The sequence below is a fragment of the Bacillus sp. FSL R10-2201 genome (assembly GCF_038008665.1).
GTDB lineage: Bacteria > Bacillota > Bacilli > Bacillales > Bacillaceae_G > Bacillus_A > Bacillus_A mycoides.
The window spans coordinates 1,626,728-1,647,026 of sequence record NZ_JBBOZP010000001.1; the positions used below are offsets into that span (position 1 = coordinate 1,626,728).

At 35.0% G+C, this 20,299-nt stretch carries 16 protein-coding genes and 2 pseudogenes; all 18 read left to right on the forward strand.

Features of this window, described 5'->3' with window-relative positions:
- The 18 genes and pseudogenes from fliG (at position 1) to NSQ69_RS08570 (ending at position 20,151) form a co-directional block, all read left to right on the forward strand.
- Positions 1-1,005, forward strand: a complete 1,005-nt coding sequence (gene fliG, locus NSQ69_RS08485) for a flagellar motor switch protein FliG (protein WP_002030936.1) — start codon at positions 1-3, stop codon at positions 1,003-1,005.
- On the forward strand, positions 992-1,678 hold the full coding sequence (locus tag NSQ69_RS08490; protein ID WP_033706611.1) for a FliH/SctL family protein: 687 nt from the start codon (positions 992-994) through the stop codon (positions 1,676-1,678). Before fliG ends, NSQ69_RS08490 begins: the two co-directional genes overlap by 14 nt.
- Positions 1,675-2,979, forward strand: a complete 1,305-nt coding sequence (gene fliI, locus NSQ69_RS08495; protein ID WP_002126588.1) for a flagellar protein export ATPase FliI — start codon at positions 1,675-1,677, stop codon at positions 2,977-2,979. Before NSQ69_RS08490 ends, fliI begins: the two co-directional genes overlap by 4 nt.
- Before the next feature lie 115 nt (positions 2,980-3,094).
- Entirely contained in the window at positions 3,095-3,505 is a 411-nt protein-coding gene (locus NSQ69_RS08500; protein WP_002012036.1) for a hypothetical protein, read from the forward strand.
- 10 nt (positions 3,506-3,515) lie between these two features.
- Entirely contained in the window at positions 3,516-4,625 is a 1,110-nt protein-coding gene (locus tag NSQ69_RS08505) for a flagellar hook-length control protein FliK (RefSeq protein WP_002126592.1), read from the forward strand.
- A 3-nt stretch (positions 4,626-4,628) separates the two neighbouring features.
- A complete protein-coding gene (locus NSQ69_RS08510; protein ID WP_002012033.1) occupies positions 4,629-5,207 on the forward strand; it encodes a flagellar hook assembly protein FlgD in 579 nt (192 codons plus the stop codon).
- Between the two features lie 16 nt (positions 5,208-5,223).
- Positions 5,224-6,447, forward strand: a complete 1,224-nt coding sequence (locus NSQ69_RS08515) for a flagellar hook protein FlgE (RefSeq protein ID WP_002126594.1) — start codon at positions 5,224-5,226, stop codon at positions 6,445-6,447.
- A 49-nt stretch (positions 6,448-6,496) separates the two neighbouring features.
- Positions 6,497-6,832, forward strand: a complete 336-nt coding sequence (locus NSQ69_RS08520; protein WP_341099143.1) for a DUF3964 family protein — start codon at positions 6,497-6,499, stop codon at positions 6,830-6,832.
- A 356-nt stretch (positions 6,833-7,188) separates the two neighbouring features.
- Complete coding sequence (locus NSQ69_RS08525; RefSeq protein WP_002012030.1) at positions 7,189-7,674, forward strand: hypothetical protein; 486 nt, start codon at positions 7,189-7,191, stop codon at positions 7,672-7,674.
- Positions 7,675-7,815: 141 nt separating this feature from the next.
- Positions 7,816-8,724, forward strand: coding sequence for a chemotaxis protein (locus tag NSQ69_RS08530; RefSeq protein ID WP_002126599.1), 909 nt, complete (start codon positions 7,816-7,818; stop codon positions 8,722-8,724).
- Between the two features lie 491 nt (positions 8,725-9,215).
- Positions 9,216-10,154, forward strand: a complete 939-nt coding sequence (locus NSQ69_RS08535) for a DNA-binding domain-containing protein (RefSeq protein ID WP_341099868.1) — start codon at positions 9,216-9,218, stop codon at positions 10,152-10,154.
- A gap of 83 nt (positions 10,155-10,237) precedes the next feature.
- Positions 10,238-10,479 (forward strand): annotated as a pseudogene (locus NSQ69_RS08540) (Ger(x)C family spore germination protein); the annotation flags it as partial.
- A gap of 448 nt (positions 10,480-10,927) precedes the next feature.
- The gene (locus tag NSQ69_RS08545; protein ID WP_341099145.1) at positions 10,928-12,160 is read left to right on the forward strand and encodes an N-acetylmuramoyl-L-alanine amidase; all 1,233 of its coding nucleotides are present in this window, start codon (positions 10,928-10,930) and stop codon (positions 12,158-12,160) included.
- A gap of 619 nt (positions 12,161-12,779) precedes the next feature.
- Complete coding sequence (locus tag NSQ69_RS08550; protein WP_341099146.1) at positions 12,780-15,515, forward strand: sensor domain-containing protein; 2,736 nt, start codon at positions 12,780-12,782, stop codon at positions 15,513-15,515.
- A gap of 156 nt (positions 15,516-15,671) precedes the next feature.
- Positions 15,672-16,448 (forward strand): TerC family protein, encoded by a 777-nt coding sequence (locus NSQ69_RS08555; protein ID WP_002012018.1) that lies wholly within the window; start codon positions 15,672-15,674, stop codon positions 16,446-16,448.
- Positions 16,449-16,552: 104 nt separating this feature from the next.
- Positions 16,553-16,745, forward strand: a pseudogene (locus NSQ69_RS08560) (hypothetical protein).
- Complete coding sequence (gene fdhF / locus NSQ69_RS08565; protein WP_341099147.1) at positions 16,714-19,653, forward strand: formate dehydrogenase subunit alpha; 2,940 nt, start codon at positions 16,714-16,716, stop codon at positions 19,651-19,653. Before NSQ69_RS08560 ends, fdhF begins: the two are co-directional and overlap by 32 nt.
- Positions 19,654-19,668: 15 nt before the next feature.
- Complete coding sequence (locus NSQ69_RS08570) at positions 19,669-20,151, forward strand: DUF1641 domain-containing protein (protein ID WP_341099148.1); 483 nt, start codon at positions 19,669-19,671, stop codon at positions 20,149-20,151.
- Positions 20,152-20,299: the final 148 nt, after the last annotated feature.

A 20,299-nucleotide genomic window follows, 5' to 3' on the forward strand; every position in this document is an offset into this window, starting at 1 on the left:
ATGTTAGATGAAATCTCCTCCAAAGAGAAAGCTGCCATCCTCATTCGTACATTAAACGAAGAGGTGGCAGCAAAAGTCATTGAATATATGACGGCTGAGGAAAAAGAAGTGTTACTTCGCGAAATCGCGAAGTTTCGTGTATATAAACCAGAAACGTTAGAAAATGTACTAGGGGAGTTTTTGTACGAACTAAATGTAAAAGAGTTGAATTTAGTAACTCCAGATAAAGAATACATTCGTCGTATATTTAAAAATATGCCAGAAGACGAGTTGGAAAAATTATTGGAAGACCTTTGGTATAACAAAGATAATCCATTTGAATTCTTAAATTCACTTACAGATTTAGAGCCACTTCTTACAGTGCTTAATGATGAATCGCCACAAACGATAGCGATTATTGCTTCTTATATTAAGCCGCAACTTGCTTCTCAATTAATTGAGAGATTACCAGATCATAAACGTGTAGAGACGGTAATGGGTATTGCAAAGCTTGAACAAGTAGATGGTGAATTAATTAATCAAATTGGTGAGTTATTAAAAGCAAAATTAAATAATATGGCATTTAGTGCTATTAATAAAACAGATGGATTGAAAACAATAGTGAACATTTTAAATAATGTTTCACGAGGTGTTGAAAAAACAGTCTTTCAAAAGCTGGATGAAGTCGATTATGCGTTATCTGAGAAAATTAAAGAAAATATGTTTGTCTTTGAAGACTTACTTGGTCTTGAGGATCTTGCGCTTCGCCGTGTATTAGAGGAAATTACAGATAACGGTGTTATCGCGAAAGCACTTAAAATTGCAAAAGAAGAAATTAAAGAGAAACTATTTACATGTATGTCTTCAAACCGTAGAGAGATGATTCTTGAAGAGTTAGATGGCTTAGGACCGCTTAAGATGACGGATGCTGAAAAAGCACAACAAACGATTACAGGTACGGTGAAAAAGTTAGAAAAAGAAGGAAGAATTATCGTTCAAAGAGGTGAAGATGATGTCCTTATTTAAAAACAGAATTCCGAAGAATTCTGTTTCTTTTTCTGAAGAAACGTATGAATTACAATTTCCGAAACCAGTATCAGTTCACATTGAAGAAGAGATACAAGTGGATCATGCAGAACTTCTTGCACAGCAAGATGCATTACATATTGAAATGAATCAGCTAAGGCAGCAGCAGCAAATGCTAGAACGAGAGCGTCAGCAGTTGTTGCAAGATAAAGAACAGTTTCAAATGCATATTCATGAACAAATGGAACAGATGGAAGCAGCGCGTATACAGTTTCAAAAAGAACAACAAGAAACAGCATACGAATGGACAGAGTTATTATGGAATCAATCTTTTCAGTTAGCAGAAAAAGTAGTGAATCAAGCGGTAGATTCGCGCTTATTAGACGTTTTGCCGATTTTAACAGGCATCGTGCAAACATTGCCTACTTCATTTGAAAAATTAATTATAACGGTTCATCCAGAAACATTTGAACGTATACAAGAAGAGAAAGAAAATACGAAAGAGTATTGGCTACTACAATTAGTAGAATGGAAGTATGATTTTTCTTTACAGTTTGGCGAATTTGTTCTGGAAGAAGAGAAAGAGTTTTTTGAGTTTAAATTTGCGCCTATATTTGCGAAGCTTCGTCATAAGTGGGAAGAAGAGAAGTTGTTTGAGGAGCAAAATGTATGAACAACGAGCTAATGAATGAACATAATAAATGGAATACATTTATTGAAACACCGTTTTATACGAAAGTTGGCAAAGTTCATAGTGTACAAGAGCAGTTTTTTGTAGCGAAAGGTCCAAAAGCGAAGATTGGAGATGTTTGTCTCGTTGGAGAACATAGTGTCTTATGTGAAGTAATTGCGATTGAAAAAGAAAATAATATGCTACTTCCATTTGGACAGACAGAAAAAGTATGTTACGGAGATGCAGTTACATTAATTGAAGAAGATGTTGTTGTACCTCGTGGTAATCATTTACTTGGGAAAGTGTTAAGTGCGAATGGTGAAGTGTTAAATGAGAACACTGAAAACATTCCACTACAAAAAATAAAATTAGATGCACCGCCGATTCATGCATTTGAGCGTGAAGAAATTACAGATGTATTTGAAACGGGAATTAAATCGATTGATTCCATGTTAACGATTGGGATTGGTCAAAAGATTGGTATTTTCGCAGGATCGGGTGTTGGTAAATCTACCTTGCTTGGAATGATTGCGAAAAACGCAAAAGCTGATATTAACGTTATTAGTTTAGTAGGAGAACGTGGCCGAGAAGTAAAAGATTTTATTCGAAAAGAACTAGGCGAAGAAGGTATGAAAAAAAGTGTCGTTGTTGTAGCAACGTCAGATGAAAGTCACCTTATGCAACTTCGTGCGGCTAAGCTTGCAACATCTATTGCTGAATATTTCCGTGACCAAGGTAATAACGTATTACTTATGATGGATTCTGTTACTCGTTTTGCTGATGCACGCCGAAGTGTTGATATTGCGGTAAAGGAATTACCGATCGGTGGTAAAACACTGTTAATGGAAAGTTATATGAAAAAGTTATTAGAACGATCAGGAAAAACGCAAAAAGGGTCAATAACAGGTATTTATACAGTGTTAGTTGATGGTGATGATTTAAATGGTCCTGTACCAGATTTAGCTCGTGGTATTTTAGATGGACATATTGTATTAAAACGTGAGCTCGCAACTCTTAGTCATTACCCTGCCATTTCGGTATTAGATTCGGTAAGTAGGATTATGGAAGAAATCGTATCGCCGAATCATTGGCAACTTGCAAATGAAATGAGAAAAATTCTATCTATTTATAAAGAGAATGAATTGTATTTTAAACTAGGAACAATTCAAGAGAATGAAGAAAATGCTTATATTTTTGAATGTAAAAATAAAGTAGAAGCTATAAATACGTTTTTAAAACAAGGTCGAACGGATAGTTTTCAGTTTGAAGATGTTGTCCAAGCGATGCACCATATTGTATAAGATCTCGCCCTTTGAGGTCTTATTTTTTTGATTTTAATATTTCACAGATTTTTTTGTAAAAAAACTATATAATAGAAAAAGGTAACGTTATAATAGGAAGGGGCTATGAAAACGGGTGGATAAGCAGCAGTACGACACGATTAAATTGCAGATTAATCAAGAGAAAGAACATATCTTGAAAGAAGTGTACGAACTAACAGCTGAAAAAAGAAAAATAGAACAAAAAAAAGAATATGATCTATATGTTGTGAAATCACGCAATAAGGTTGTACAAACGGGACAACGTATTATGGCTGGTATGCTTTCATCACATACATTTTCACCTGAAAGAATAGAAGAATGGAATCGAAAAATTAAAAAAACAGAAGGTTTTATTCAAAAAAATGAAAGCTTTTTAGAGCAAATAAAAGAAAAAGAACGTGTCATTGATGAAATGTATGAAGAAGATTGTAAGAAGCTTGCGAAAGTAAAAGAAAAGTTGGAAGAAAAAATGCTTCTTGATTTAAAAATGTGTATGAACGGATGAGGTGGATGTAGTGATACAGTTTGTATTACCGGTGCAGCAAAGTTTACCTCCGCAAAAAGAAAAAGGGCTAGAAGTACAATCGAAAAATGAAAATTCTTCATTCGATAATACAATGAGAATTGAAAATAAAAAACAGCCGAAAACGGAGAAAACGAAACGAGAAGAAGCACCAGAAGAAGAGAAGAAAGAATATATTCTCGCAAAAAAAACGGTAACGAAAGAAGAGCCGATTGTAAAGAAAGAAGAAAAGAAAGAGACAGAACAGTTATTGTTAGCTGTATCTGAGCAGATGGTTGCAATTGAGCAATTGCGTGTGCAGCCAGAATTGTTATATCAATACATACAAAAAATACAGGCGTTATATAAAGAATACGGAAATATTAAACTGAACGAATTGCCCGCAGCTGAATTACAGCAATTACAAGAGCTTTTTTCTAACATGAATATTAAAAATGCCATATGTTTAGAAGATACAATGCAAATGGCGCTAGACAAGGTGACGATGCCAGAGCAGACGTTGCAAGTATTAAAAGTCGTAGAATCAGAAACTTGTAATATTGCAAAGAAACAAGAGGAGTCTAAGGAAGTAGAACTCCCGAAAGCAGAGAGCGATGATGTGAAGGTAGAGTTACCAAAAGTCGATCAGTTAAATGACTCAAGTTCGGCCGGAGCTGAGTTATTAAATAAAGCAACGGGTACTGACCAAATAGGAAAACAAAATAGTGGAGCTGAGAAGGTTACATTACCTGACTTAGGCAAGAAAATGGAAGCACAAGTAGAGGCTCTGCAAAAGTTTGTAGTGAAACAAGAACGTGTTTTATTCCAGCTAAATCCAGAGAAACTTGGTTCATTAACTGTATTTATGAAAAAGCATGGAGATCAAATTGAAGTCCATGTAGAAATGGAAAAACACGATGCGAAAAAGCGTGTTGAAATAATTTTTGACGAATTGAAGCTAAAATTAAAAGAAAAAGAAATTAATATTCAAATAAGTTATTCAGAAAAAGATGAACAACGTAAAGAACAGCGAGAACAAGAACAAAGGCAAAAACAAAAATTAGCAAATACGAAACATGAGAAACAACAGTCAAAAGAATTTGCGGGATTATTGGAGGAATAAAGCGTGCCAACAGTTGGATTAAATACAACGAGTACAAATCATATTCCGTTACAAGCAGGAGCGCAAAAAAGTAATGTACCTGTTAACGGTGTACAATCGCCAGTTCAACAAACAAATGGAGTTTCAGCAGGAGAGCAAAAGACTCCTGGTGTAATGGGGAAAGATGATTTTCTAAAATTATTTTTATCAAGTTTCCAGCACCAAGATCCATTCAATGCGATGGATATGAATCAAATGATGAATCAGACAGCGCAGTTATCTCTTATGGAACAAGTGCAAAATATGACAAAAGCAGTTGATTCTTTAAGAACGACGATGTATTCGACAGCGCTTGATGGCGGAATGAAGTTTTTAGGGAAATACGTAAGAGGGATCGACGGTGACGGTAAAAAAGTAACTGGTCAAGTAGAGACAGTTCGCCTTGCGGAAAATAATGATGTACAGCTCGTTATTGATAATAAGATTGTATCTCTTCGCTTTGTTGAGAGGGTGTCTGATAAACCGATTGGAGAAACGAATCCAGAAGATGCAAAGAAAGACGATCAAAAAGTAACTGAAGAAGTAAAAACTACAAATTCATAAGGAGTGTACATACGTTATGATTAAAGCGTTATATACAAGTATTACAGGGATGAATGCAACACAAAATGCATTAAGTGTAACTTCAAATAATATTGCCAATGCACAAACAGTTGGTTATAAAAAACAAAAAGCAATGTTTGATGATTTACTGTATAACAATTCAATTGGTTCAAAAGGCGACGATAAATACGCAGGGACGAACCCGAAAAGTATCGGTAACGGTGTGAAAATGAGCGGAACAGTTACGGATTATAGCGATGGTACAATTACGCTAACTGGTGGTAAAACACAAGCAGCAATGGAAGGTAATGGTTTCTTCGTGGTTGGCGATTCAAAAGGCGGCAACACGGAATTTACGCGTAAAGGTACATTTGGAATATCTTCAGATTACTATATTACGAATACAGAAGGACAATATGTATTTGCATATCCTGCAAATGCAGCAACTGGTGAAGTTGATTTATCTGGTATTCCAGGACCGTTGCAAATTCCAATGGGATCAGCAATCGGTGGTATTCGAACGTCAAAAGGAGTCGTTGGAGGGAATATTCCAGCCGATGCAAAACAGATTACGCAAGAATTGCCTGCATACGATGATGCCGGTAATACATGGACAATGCGTGTAGAATTTACACAAACTAGTGAACATAATTATAAATATACAGTACATATGCGTAACGACTCGAAAAAAGAAACAGAGTTTAAAGAGGTTCAAGGTGCAGGCGGTGATGTAACATTCGATGCGGTAGGAAAGCCAAATCAGCAAAACCCTGGAGCGTCTATTCCATTTAATGGCGGAACAGTAAATTTAGATTTTAGTAAATTAACAAACCATCCGACAGAGAAAACATTAGCAGTAACAGACGTAGATGGTAGAGCAGCAGCGACTGTTAAAGATTGCTTTATTGCTGACGGTGGATATGTGATGGTAAAATATTCTGATGGAAGTATGAAAGCTGCGGGTCAATTAGCTGTTGCGATGTTCCCGAACGAAGGCGGCTTAATGAAAAATGGTAATGGTAACTACACAGCGACAAATACAACTGGTATTTTAGCAATGGGTGTATCTGGTCAAAATGGTGCAGGAAAAGTACGCGGTAGTGCACAAGAAGGTGCAAACGTAGATTTATCTGTAGAATTCGTTGATTTAATGTTATACCAACGCGGATTTCAAGGAAATGCGAAAGTAATCAAAATTTCAGATGAAGTATTAAATGAAGTTGTGAACTTAATTCGATAATAAATCGTAAAGAAAAATTGTAACGTAGCAGGAAGGGTTTTTTATTCGTATGACAAGACAAGAGCGAATTTTACAATTGCCTTTTTTCGAAAATAAACGTGAGCTTGCTGAGCAAATGTTAAAAATAGAACGAGAAGAGCATGTATATTTACCAGATCAATTTGAAATCAAACAAGTGCCTCCATATTTGTTTGGTGAAAAACAAGCAATCATTGGCCGTATACACGAGTTTTACTTCGTAAGTATTGGTAGTAGTGGTGTTTGGAAGTATCAACTGTTTAAAGATGAGATGAAGTGCCGTGAGTTTTTCGTTATGTTGCCGGATATTACGGATCAGCAGCTTGCTTTTTGGTTCAATAACATTGAGTTGTTGAAAGGGGCTTAAAAGCTTTCTTTTAGGTTTTGAGAGAGGGCCCAGCGATGTTTAGTAGCGGTCAGTGCATATGGAGTGGTTCTAGGTTAGTTGAAGAGGCTGGGAGCCATGAATGTGATTGGTAGGCTCACCGGATTGTAGTAGCGACAGTGCTTATGAGTGGCTCGCATGTTGTAGAGATATGGAGTAGTTCTAAGGTAGTTGGAGAGGCTGTAATCCAAGTGTTTAGGTGGTGCCTCTTCACTTTTTGGAGAGAGGATTTCTCTGATTCTAGGAGCAATGATTTGAAATAGAGTTAGATTAATTTAAGATAGTTGTGCTATATTGTACAATTAGACTAAGTTTATATAAAAGGAGAGGTGAGGAGGATGGCGCAGAATAAGTATCGCGTTACATTCATTTCGCCAAGTGAGATTGAGCAACGTACTGTAATGGCGGCGAGTAGTTTACCTAATTTAATACGTCAAGTAGAGAGTATTATTGCAGATCCGAACGGTTATTTTGTAAATGATAAAAAAAATAATTGCTATTTTAAAGTTATTAAAGAAAATGTTACGTATATTCAATATGAGTTACTATTTTCTGATAAGGAAATTCACATTGAAAAGTTAAAACATATAGCACCGGCGGTATTGAAACAAGTATTTAAAAAAATAAACGATCCGGAGTTATATGCACTTGCGCTACTTGATGTTGATATAGCAACGAAAGAATACGTGCTAGAAGAAATGAATCCGGAGCTAAGAATAAGAGTGGAAACGGAACTTTCGAAAAAATGGGAAGCAATGCCGACAGAAATTGTAGGAGCACAAGAAGTGTTACTAGAGGCACTTGCTTCGTTTATACAAGATTAAGTTTTACCGGTAGTATTTCTACTTTAAAACTGTGAGGATCACTCAACTATCTATATTTTTCATATAGGTAGTTGACTTTTTGATTTTAATAAAGCTTAATAATTAAATATACGGAATTAATGGAAGGGGAGCGACACCTTTATGTCACAAGCACAAAGTATTTTATTAGAAAGCGGAACAAACGAATTAGAAATCGTAACGTACACTGTTGGTGAAAATTTATTTAGTATTAATGTAATGAAAGTGCGTGAAATTATTAATCCATTCCCTGTTACAACTGTGCCAGAAGCTCATCATGCAGTTGAAGGTGTTGTTCAAGTACGTGGTGAAATTTTACCTGTTATTAACTTAGCAACGGCTCTTAATTTAAAATCTATAAAACCACTTGATCAAACGAAATTTATCATTTCAGAATTAAACCAAATGAAAGTTATTTTCCGTGTTGATGAAGTGCATCGTATTCAACGTATTTCATGGGAACAAATTGATGAACCAGCTTCATTATCTATGGGACTAGAAGAAACGACATCTGGTATTGTAAAACTAGATGGGAAAATCATTTTACTATTAGATTATGAAAAAATTGTATGTGAAATTAGCGGTACTGGCTATGACAATAAATCACTTGCAGGATTAGAGCAAAAAACAGATCGAGCTGAAAAGGTGATTTATATTGCGGAAGATTCAGCGATGCTTCGCCAAATATTAGAAGAAACATTATCATCAGCTGGATATACGAAAATGAACTTCTTCAGTAATGGTGCTGAAGCGTTAGCACAAATTGAAAAACTAGCAAAAGAGCAAGGTGAAAAAATGTATGAACATATTCACCTGCTTATTACAGATATTGAAATGCCGAAAATGGATGGACACCATTTAACGAAAGTAATTAAAGATAGTGAAGTAATGAATCAATTACCAGTCATTATTTTCTCTTCATTAATTACAAATGAGTTGTTCCATAAAGGTGAGGCAGTTGGAGCGAATGCTCAAGTGAGTAAGCCTGATATTCAAGAGTTAATCGGGCTAGTTGATAAGTTAGTACTATAAAGCTTCTTTTAGTTGGAAGAGAGGAGCCAGCCATGTGCATAAAGACAGAAAGGTTGAGTGTTTCTGAGATATTTTTGTTTTTCTGTAGCCACCGTGGTAATAATGGTCATTCTTTCGGTTAATTAGTTAGCGTTGTGTAAAACCCTCACCTTTACTATAAAGGTGAGGGTTTTCTTACATGATGTTCAATTATTTCATCTATAAGATTTCGTGGTGACGCAAGCTTTTTCGGTGAAAATATATTAGAAATACCATATAATATAATTAAATAGAATTTTTCTGATATAATATTTTGCTTAGCTATTTTTTATTTTTTAATATTTGTTAAAAATCATTTTTTATTTCGATACTTTTTATAACTTTTTGTATGTTAATTATTTGACAGATAATTTCGAAATGTTATAATATGGATATGTGGAAATTTCTATTTTCTTAAAAGACATGGGAGTCAGATGAGAATTGTGAAAGGATGAGGGGGAGTGACACATATTATGTATCACCACACAGCAATCAATGTATTAAGTCTTTTACAAAACATGTCAAATAATAAAACGAACGATATGAAATTAGAGGCGGAATTTAAAAAAATAGAGAAACAATTCCAAATCGGGTATGAAGAGCTAATCGATTTATATAATAGAATGGTATTATTTCAAATAGATATAGAAAAAAATGGCGGTATGCGAGAATATGAAAAATCAGCGATTACTTGGTTGAAGTCTGAACTAGAATTATTGTATGAAGTGTATCAATTTTGTCAACGTCATGGCTTAAACATCGCAAATATTTCAAAATATGTTAGTAAAAATGAATTGAATCTTTTTCGAAAAACGGAAAGTCAATTGCAAAATACGTATTATAAATTAAAAAAACAAGAAATCCCGTTTGAAAATATTGAAAAACAAAAGCCGGGGCGAAAACGTAAATATGCACCTGTAAAAGAGACAATTGCTGAGACAAAACAAGAAAGTAAGCAGGAAGTAATTGAAGACGTTCGAAATGGAGATGATGAAAAAAGCCTCGTAACAGTTATATCTGGCATCGTGGATAACTTTGAAACAATTAGTCAATGTAGTGACAAGAAAGAACACGAATTGCATCAGTTCATGGAGGGAATCTATAAGCTTTCCAGTATGGCAGCAGAGCGTTCAAAAGATGAAAAGAATGCAGAAGGTGAATTACATTCATTACGAGCTGAAAATGAAAGATTAAAACGAGAGAAGGAAGAACTCGTTCATGATATTAAAGAGATGACGCATCATTTAATTCATTTTATTACGAGCTCTGATATCGATCAAATTCGTACATTGCCTTACTTCGTAAAAGAATGCAAACAAGATCTACATAAGCTAGGGTTATATAACGCTCAAGACGGAAAAATGAAAATTATGGTTGACCGTAGTGGACAAGTTATGACCGTAACACAATAAAAAAATTGGGTACAAAATAAAAGGGAGATACATAGTGTATATGTATTTCCCTTTTGTTTTGTATGGAATTGTTTCGGATAGAGGAAAAGTTACAATTAATTTTAGTAAATCAAAAATTTTTACAAAAGGAAGGAGCTAGGTCTTACTTTGTAGTATTGTCATCAGAAAAATACTGGGAATATGCGTATTGTCACTGTGAAAGGACTTAATACATAATGATTTTAAAGATAAACCGACTTTTCCTCAATATTTAACTGATTTAATTGAGGTGAATAGGTTGTATAATCGTACAGTTGTTATTACATTTCATCAACAAACTTTTAATACGGAGAATTGAAGAGTAAAGTAGGATTCCAAAGCATAGCCAAAAAGGTGGCTGTTATAAGTTATTTGCCTACCAAGATAATTAATATTTGTTTAAAATATAAGATTACTATTTTATTATACCGAGTAATTATTCACATTATATAATAATTACTTACTACATAATTAACATGGTTATCTTACAAAAATGTAAGGTTTTTTTAATTGACACTCGTACATATGAGTAACTATACTGGTTACACGACGTTGGTGAATATATTTAATAGTTTCTATCTATAAGTGTATGTCTCAGGATTCTTTTCGGAATAATAGTTCGATTTGTATTTGGTATCTTTAATATGGGGATAATGCGGATTTAATCTATTCTTTATTCTAGGTCGTATTATTTAAAGATTAACTATAAATGATATATTTACCAACTTGTAATAATTTTTTAGAGGTGCTAAATTTTGAAGAAAAAATTAATTGCTACAGGAATTCTTGCTGGAAGTCTACTATCCTACTCATCTAGTGCATTTGCAAATACTCATAAATTCTCAGATGTTCCTGTATGGGCTGACAAATCCGTTAATTATTTAGTTGATAAAAAAGTATTGAGTGGTTATCCAGATGGAACTTTTGGTTCAAGTGATACATTAGATAGGGCTTCTGCGGCAACAATTATGACAAAGGCCCTTGGTATACATATTGACTTAAATGCAAAACCATCTTTTACAGATTCACAAAACCACTGGGGAACGCCGTATATTGCTGCAGCTGAAAAAGCAGGAATAATTAAAGGTGAAGGAAATGGAATATTTAATCCTTCTGGAAAAGTTACTCGTGCTGCAATGGCAACAATGTTAGTAAATGCATATAAGCTACAAGATAGAACAAATAGTAATGGGCAAAGTAAATTTGATGATTTAAAAGGACATTGGGGTGAAAAATTTGCCAATATTTTAATTGATTTAAAGATTTCTGTTGGTACAGATAACGGTTGGCAACCAAATAAATTCATAACACGTGCAGAAGCCGCACAACTTACTGCCAAAACAGATACCCTTCAATACAGTCCGAAAAACCCTTTAGAAAGTAAAACAATCATTATTGATCCTGGACATGGTGGTGCAGATCCCGGAAAGTCCACAAAAGGATTGCCTGAAAGTAAAATCGTATTAGACACTTCCTTACGCCTACAACAATTGCTCGAAAAACATACACCATTTACAGTTTTACTAACTCGTGAATCTGATACTAGACCTGGACATGACCAAAAAAGCTCTTTACAGGAACGTGTTAAATTTGCTAAGCAAAATGAGGGGGATATCTTTATAAGCATTCATGCAAATGCTTTTAATGGTAATGCAAAAGGGACAGAAACATACTACTATAAATCTTCTGAATCCGAAAAAACAAATCCTCATGTGGAAGAAAGTCGTGTGTTAGCGGAAAAAATTCAAACACGTTTAGTAGAGGCTCTTCAAACACGTGATAGAGGCGTTAAACATGGAGATCTTCATGTTATAAGAGAAAACGACATGCCAGCTGTGTTAACGGAACTGGCTTTTATAGATAATGGTATCGATTACAGTAAACTATCTACGGCAAACGGCAGACAGATTGCAGCAGAAGCCATTTATGAAGGGGTTTTAGATTATTATGAATGGAAAGGAAATAATGTATCTGAATATAGATTGTAATAGGTAAAAGAAAGTTTAGTAATTCTAGGAATATGAAATTTATAAATTGCTAAAGTATAGTTTTGTAATGTGTTTTAGTTTTATAGTGTATACTGGTGCCGACTTATTAAGGATTATAAATAAGTCGGTGTTTTAATTAGTATCCTTAATAAATACTATAGAAAGTTATGAACAAAAAACGATAAATAGTTACTATTAGAAATATTGTAGGTACTTTCATGTCTAAATAGTTTAGGGTTTTTTTCTTTGTTTCACATCACAAAAAATAGATAGAAACATACATCTACATTCATTATTTTTACGTGAAATTTTAACTTGAAGATCGTTAAGCTTTATGATTCAGATGGGCAGTATATAATTAGTTCAAAGAAAACATTCTTTGAACTAATTAGCTATTAAATCTACTTGTTACATAAATAGTTCGTATAACAATAATTGATATTGTTAAGGACATAGCTGCAGATATTTGTTGTAATTCCTGTTATGGAATTTTTAAATATCTGCAGGTTTAATATAACGGTGCTTTATTTTGAAAGAAATCTTTTGAAATGGTCATAATATGAATAATAATTAGATACAAATTTTAAAAAATGATGAAAGACTTAAGAAGGTGAATATATTGCTTAAACATTCACATTTGCAATTTATCTTATTAACAATAGCTCTAATATTCTGTATAAGCTTTTGTTTTATATTTTTATTTGTTTTTCCGAATCATTATTTTGTATCAGATTTTAATATCCGACTATCATCCTTAGTTGTTGAAACTATTGTATTTATCTCATTACTTTATTCTATATTATCCGGAAAAATTAAGTTAGGAGTATTCTGGGTTTGCATTACTATTGCAATAGGGTGTTTCTTGATCGGGAATTTTATATCCGCTTTTCAAGTACTTAATGTAGAATTACCGATACAAAATTTTAATATCTCTGATGTGTTTTTGTTGTTTTTCTTATTCTTCTTTCTCTTTGCATTCTTTTATAAAATCATTATGGAATGTAACAAGTGGGAAAAAGCGTATTTAATTTGTGATTTATGTATTGTTGTTACTGCCATTTTTACATTAGAGTGGTACCTGTTTAATAAACCTTCTGCAAATATCTTATTCTTATCAATTGGAGATGTTTTTCTCTCATTTATTTTTCCGATTATAGATTTATTACTTCTTTTATTAGGAGTTAGTCTAATCTTTCGACCAGCTATTTTTAATGCGAAAAGTAAATTATTTATTTTTATCCTCGTATTAACTGGATTGGCTATTACGGACTACTTGTATTTTTACTTACAAGATGATTTGTCAGATCGTTCACTTATATTATTAAGGTGTTTGTATAGAGTTTTCCTATTATTTATCGCTATTGCTGCTTCGATCTCAAAGAATGCATCTTCTAGAAGGAATTATTTCATTATCGATCCCACATTTGGGAAGAAACTTCTTGTTATATTTCCTTATCTTGCAGTTGCGGTATTAATTGGCTTTACTTTAAAAGAGCAAACTTCCTCGGCTACACTTATTACTGGGAATTGTATTGCATTTGTATTTGTGCTGATTCGTCATACTATCGTACGAATGCAAAACAGAGATTTAACCGAAATGTTAAAAGTGTTTAATAATCAATTAGAACAAAAAGTATCTCAAAGAACAGAAGATTTAATAAACAAATCCAATGACTTGGTCAAAAATCAAGAGAGATTTAAGTCATTATATGAGTATCATCCAGATCCTATTTTAACGATTAATTCAAATGGTACTGTGTTAAATATAAACCAGGCTGGAAGTATGTTATTAGGAAAAAACAGTGATGAATTAATAGGTAAAGAGTGCTTCTCGATTTTTTTAGATGAAGATAGATCTGAATTGGAAGCGGCTCTACAGGAAGGGAAACGATGCAGTTCGGCTTCGTTACAATTACGTGTGAAAAATAATAATGAGAAGGACATTCATTTTTGGTACGTCACCATTGTTCCTATTATGATAGAAGGGCAAACTTTTGGGAGTTATGTAATGGTAAAAGACATTACGAGAATGAAGCAACAACAAGATGAGATAAACTATCTAGCATTCCATGATACAGTGACGGGGATTGGAAATCGAATATTCTTCCAACAAGAATTAGAAAAATCCATTGGGCGTGCACAAAAAACGCAGGATGAATTTGGACTCTTGTATATAGATTTAAATCGTTTTAAGACTATTAATGATACACTGGGACATTCAATTGGTGACAGTGTTTTAAAAGAAGTTGCTAAACGTTTTAGGACATGTCTGTTACCGGCTATTCCTCTAGCGAGAATAGGGGGAGATGAGTTTGCAATCATAGTCCATAACCATACAGAGCAACAGCTATTGGATTTATGTGAAACTCTATTTCGTATAACTGAAGAAGCATTTGTAGTAAATCAGCATAGCTTTTACTTATCTCTTAGTATAGGAATAGCAGTGTATCCGTTTGGAGGAATAAATACTACTACACTTTTACAACATGCTGATATTGCTATGTATAGTGCAAAGGAAAAAGGTAATAATGCTGTTTGCATGTATGACGAGACATTATCAAAAAAAATAACAAGACGATTACGATTAGAACAGGATTTACCTAATGCATTAGAAAATAATGAGTTGTTTCTATTATATCAACCACAAGTTGATAGTAAGGCTGGTATGGTTATTGGTGCAGAGGCTTTAATACGTTGGCAACATCCAGAGCTGGGGCTGATTTCACCTTTTGAGTTTATACCTATCGCGGAAGAAACATCGCAGATTATTTCAATTGGGAAATGGACGTTACAGGAAGCGTGCCGACAACTGAAAGAATGGCATTCTGCGGGCTATTCAAATCTAAAAATGGGGATAAATTTATCAGCTATAGAGTTTGAACAGAAGGACTTTGTTCAAACAATCATATCTACTATAGAAGAAGTAGGGGTACCTGCTAGTTCGATCGATTTAGAATTAACTGAGCGGATAGCAATGGTAGATGAAAAAGAAACGTTAGCGAAGTTAAAAGCATTAAAATCATATGGTGTACATTTATCAATTGACGATTTTGGCACAGGGTATTCTTCATTAGCATATCTCCCTTTGTATCCAATTGATACCTTAAAAATTCCAAGAGAATTTGTTAATAGGATCGGAAATTCTACTGATGGAAATGAAATTATTCATACCATTATTTCACTAGCGCATACTTTAAACATGAAAGTGATCGCAGAAGGGGTAGAAACGAAGGAACAATTAACAGTGTTACAACGTAATGCATGTTATCTAATTCAGGGCTATTACTACAGTAAACCTGTAAGTGAAGATGAATTCATCAAGTTTTTAAGGACAATGTCGCGTCACCTTTTCTAAGAAAACCACAATCTAGATTTGTTTTTTGTTGAAATTATAACAAATAGAGGACAGCAAAGTAACTGTCAAAATGTTTTAGCATTTAATTTGGCTTAATAGGAAATTCTAATGAGCAAAGACTTTATCTGATTTTAGTTTTAGAAAGGAGAGAAGCGGATGGATTCAATATGGCTAGAGTATGCTTGGGCATTATTAATTCTAATTGGATTAGAAGGATTGTTATCGGCTGACAATGCCCTTGTACTAGCAGTTATTGCGAAACACTTACCCGAAGAAGAGAAAAAAAGAGCTATAAATTACGGAATTATTATGGCCTTTGTTTTTCGATTTGCAGCTCTATTTGCGATTTCATTTATTGCAAATGTTTGGCAAATACAAGCAATAGGAGCAGCGTATCTTCTTTATTTAGGATTGAAGCATGTCATTCAGGCGCAATTCGGAAAAGACAATCAAAATATTCATAAGGACGATGAAAAGGAAGCGGCAGGTAAAAGCTACTGGTTCACAGTAGGAAAGATTGCATTAGCTGACCTTGCTTTCGCGATCGATTCAATATTAGCCGCAGTTGCTCTTGCCCTTGGTCTTCCAGATTCACCGCTAGAAGATTTCGGTGGTATGGATGGAGGCCAGTTCATAGTTGTACTTCTCGGAGGGATTGCCGGGCTTATTTTAATTAAATTTGCGGCAACTTGGTTTGTACAATTACTTGAGAAACGTCCAGCATTGGAAACAACAGCATACGCAATTGTTGCCTGGGTCGGTGTAAAACTCGCTGTAATTACACTTGCCCACGAGGATATTGGTATCTTAGACCATGATTTCCCGCACAGTACAACTTGGACTTTAATCTTCTACGGAGTATTAGTTGCTATTGCACTAATTGGTTGGTTTGCACCGGGAAGTAAGTCATCTCAGAATAATTCTAAAATGTAATACAAAGGTCAGAGCATTATGTGCTTTGTCCTTTTCAATAATAATTATATTGTGTATTTTTCGATTTAACGCTATAATTATAGTGTTAAAGATGGAATCGTGATATGACCTGTTATGAATCTATCATTTTATTTATGAATAAATGGACTGGTATTTTAGCAAGATGTGCTAATAAACTACTCCACCATGATGATAACGTGCCAAAAATGTGGTGCGTATATTTTCGTGGTGGAGTTTTTTTTATTCTCAAAAAGGGGGAGTAACCATGAACGACAGCATGGTTCATATTACAATTGACGGCAAAGAATATAGTGCTGAGCCTGGTTCAACGGTACTAGGCATCATTAATGAGAACGGAATTGAACATCCACAAATTTGTTACGTGCCGGAAGTGGATCCGATTCAAACGTGTGATACTTGCATTGTAGAAGTGAATGGAAAGCTTGTGCGATCCTGTTCAACTGTAGTGACGAGCGGCATGAATATTGAGTTAGCCTCTATTAGTGCGAAGGCAGCAAAACATGAGGCGATGGACCGCTTATTAGAAAATCATTTACTGTACTGTACGGTTTGTGACAACAATAACGGGAATTGTAAACTGCATAATACGGCAGAATTAATGGAAATTGAGCATCAAAAATATCCTTACGAGCCAAAAGTTGATGCAAGCGAAGTTGATATGTCTCATCCATTTTATCGCTATGACCCGAATCAATGTATCGCGTGTGGTCAATGTGTAGAAGTGTGTCAAAACTTACAAGTAAATGAAACGTTATCTATTGATTGGGAGGCAGAGCGTCCTCGTGTTATTTGGGATGAAGGAGTAGATATTAACGATTCTTCATGTGTAAGCTGCGGTCAATGTGTAACAATTTGTCCTTGTAATGCATTAATGGAGAAATCGATGCTTGGTGAAGCTGGATTTATGACTGGGCTGAAGCCGGATATTCTTGAGCCTATGGTCGATCTTATTAAAGAGGTTGAACCTGGATATAGCGGTATTTTCGCTGTGTCAGAAGTAGAAGCTGCAATGCGCGATACTCGTACGAAGAAGACGAAAACAGTATGTACGTTTTGTGGTGTAGGTTGTTCATTTGAAGTGTGGACGAAGGGCCGTGAAATTTTAAAAGTGCAACCATCTTCTGAAGCACCAGTTAATGCGATTTCTACTTGTGTAAAAGGAAAGTTTGGTTGGGATTTCGTGAATTCCGAAAAACGAATTACGAAACCTTTAATTCGTAAAAATGGAGTGTTCGTGGAATCAACTTGGGAAGAAGCGCTTAATGTAGTGGCAAATAAAATGGGCTCTATTAAAGAAGAGTACGGTAAAGGTTCTATCGGCTTTATTTCTTCTTCTAAAATTACGAATGAAGATAATTATGTTATTCAAAAATTAGCACGACAAGTGTTTGAAACGAACAATATTGATAACTGCTCACGTTATTGTCAATCACCAGCGACGGATGGATTGTTCCGTACAATTGGTATGGGCGGAGATGCAGGGACGATTAAAGATATCGCGCAATCGGGTCTTGTTATTATCGTCGGTTGTAATCCAACAGAAGGTCATCCTGTGTTAGCGACTCGTGTGAAACGTGCGCATAAACTTCACGGTCAAAAACTAATTGTCGCAGATCTTCGTAAAACTGAAATGGCAGAGCGTTCAGATATCTTTATTAGTCCAAAGCAAGGAACAGATCAAGTATGGTTAATGGCTGTTACAAAATATATGATCGATCAAGGTTGGCATGATGAGCAGTTCATCGACGAGAATGTAAACTTCTTTGAAGATTTCAAAGATAGTCTTAAAGAATATACGCTTGAATATGCAGAAGAGATTACAGGTATTTCAAAAGAAACTCTCGTTCAAATGGCCGAGATGATTCGTGATGCAGATGGTACGTGTATTCTTTGGGGTATGGGTGTAACGCAAAATACGGGTGGTTCAGATACTTCCGCTGCGATTTCAAACTTACTTCTTGCAACAGGAAATTATCGCCGTTCAGGTGCTGGTGCATACCCGCTTAGAGGTCATAATAACGTACAAGGTGCTTGTGATATGGGAACTCTCCCAGGTTGGCTTCCGGGATATCAGCACGTTACTAACGATGTAGAACGTGCAAAGTTTGAAATAGCTTACGGAGTAAAAATTGATAACAAACCAGGTCTTAATAACATTGAAATGCTTCACGCAATTGATGAAGGGAAAATGAAAGCTATGTATCTTGTTGGAGAAGATATGGCTCTTGTAGACTCGAACGCAAATCATGTGCATGAAGTGTTATCAAGCCTTGAATTCTTTGTCGTTCAAGATGTGTTCCTTTCTAAAACAGCTCAATACGCTGATGTAGTATTACCAGCAGCGCCATCTCTTGAGAAAGAAGGTACTTTTACAAATACAGAGCGTCGTGTACAAAGATTATATCAAGTGCTTCCAACGCTAGGAGATGCGAAACCAGACTGGTGGATCGTGCAGGCAATTGCTAATAAGTTAGGCGCAAATTGGAACTATAATCACCCAAGTGAAATCTTTGCGGAAATGGCAAGCTTATCACCACTATTTGCACACGCAAACTATGAAGTGCTTGAAGGGTGGAACAGTTTCCACTGGGGAAGTTTTGATGGAACGAATACGCCGCTGCTATTTAAAGATGGATTTAACTTCCCGGACAAAAAAGCTCGTTTTGCGATAGCTGATTGGGTACGTCCTGCTGAATTTCCAGCAGAATACGATCTTCACATTAATAACGGTCGTATGCTTGAACATTTCCATGAAGGGAACATGACAAATAAATCAACTGGTATTCAATCGAAAGTACCAGGTGTTTTCGTTGAAGTTTCTCCAGAGTTAGCAAGGGAACGTGGAGTGAAAACTGGTTCGTTAGTACGCCTTGTTTCTCCATTCGGAGCACTTAAATTACGTGCACTTGTAACGGATCGTGTAAAAGCGAATGAACTGTATTTACCGATGAACTCGACAGATAATGAAACGGCGATTAATTTCTTAACAGGTCCTGCGGTCGATCAACGTACGAATACGCCTGCATATAAACAAACGAAAGTGTGTATGGAAGTGTTACAAGTAGAAGGTGAAAATCCGATGCCAAAAACGAACCCACGTAATAAAAAGCGTCATCCTCAAAACGGCATTGAGGTAAATCGTAAGTGGGCTCGTCCAGGATACGTACATTTAACGGATAACTAGGGAGGAGAAAAGAATATGGCAGCACCTATTCAAGCGATTCAGAAGCAGGAGCTAACTGAGGAAGAACTCAAACAACAAAAACTCGAAGATTTAAAAGAACTTCTAGCGAATAATGAAGAAGCTTTACATCAAATGTTTAATATAGTAGGTGAACTAAATGACATTGGGATGCTGGAAGCTGCAAATTCTATGCTGAAAGCGAAAGAACCAATCACAAAAATTGTTCTAGGCCAAGTCACTCGTGAACCAGTTACAAATTTAATTAATAATATGATGGGCGCTGCAGGAGCTTTAACAGAACTTGATCCGGAACTTACGAAAAAGCTTGTAGGTAGTGTATTAACAGGTATGGATGAAGGTAATCAGCATCTGCAAAGTAATAAAAAAGTAGGAATATTAGACCTTATGAAAGTACTGAAGGATCCAGATATTAATCGTGCTATCGGATTTGGTCTTCATTTCTTAAAAGGTATGGGTAAAGGGTTAAAAGAAGAATAGATAAGCAACAATAATAGTATTTCATATGTTGTTTGTGTACTTGAGATAATTGTACAAGATGATCCATTTCGTCTCATTATTAAATAGTTTAGGCGAAATGGTTATTTTGTTAAAATAGTTGTGATGGAATAACTAGGAAGGAATGAGA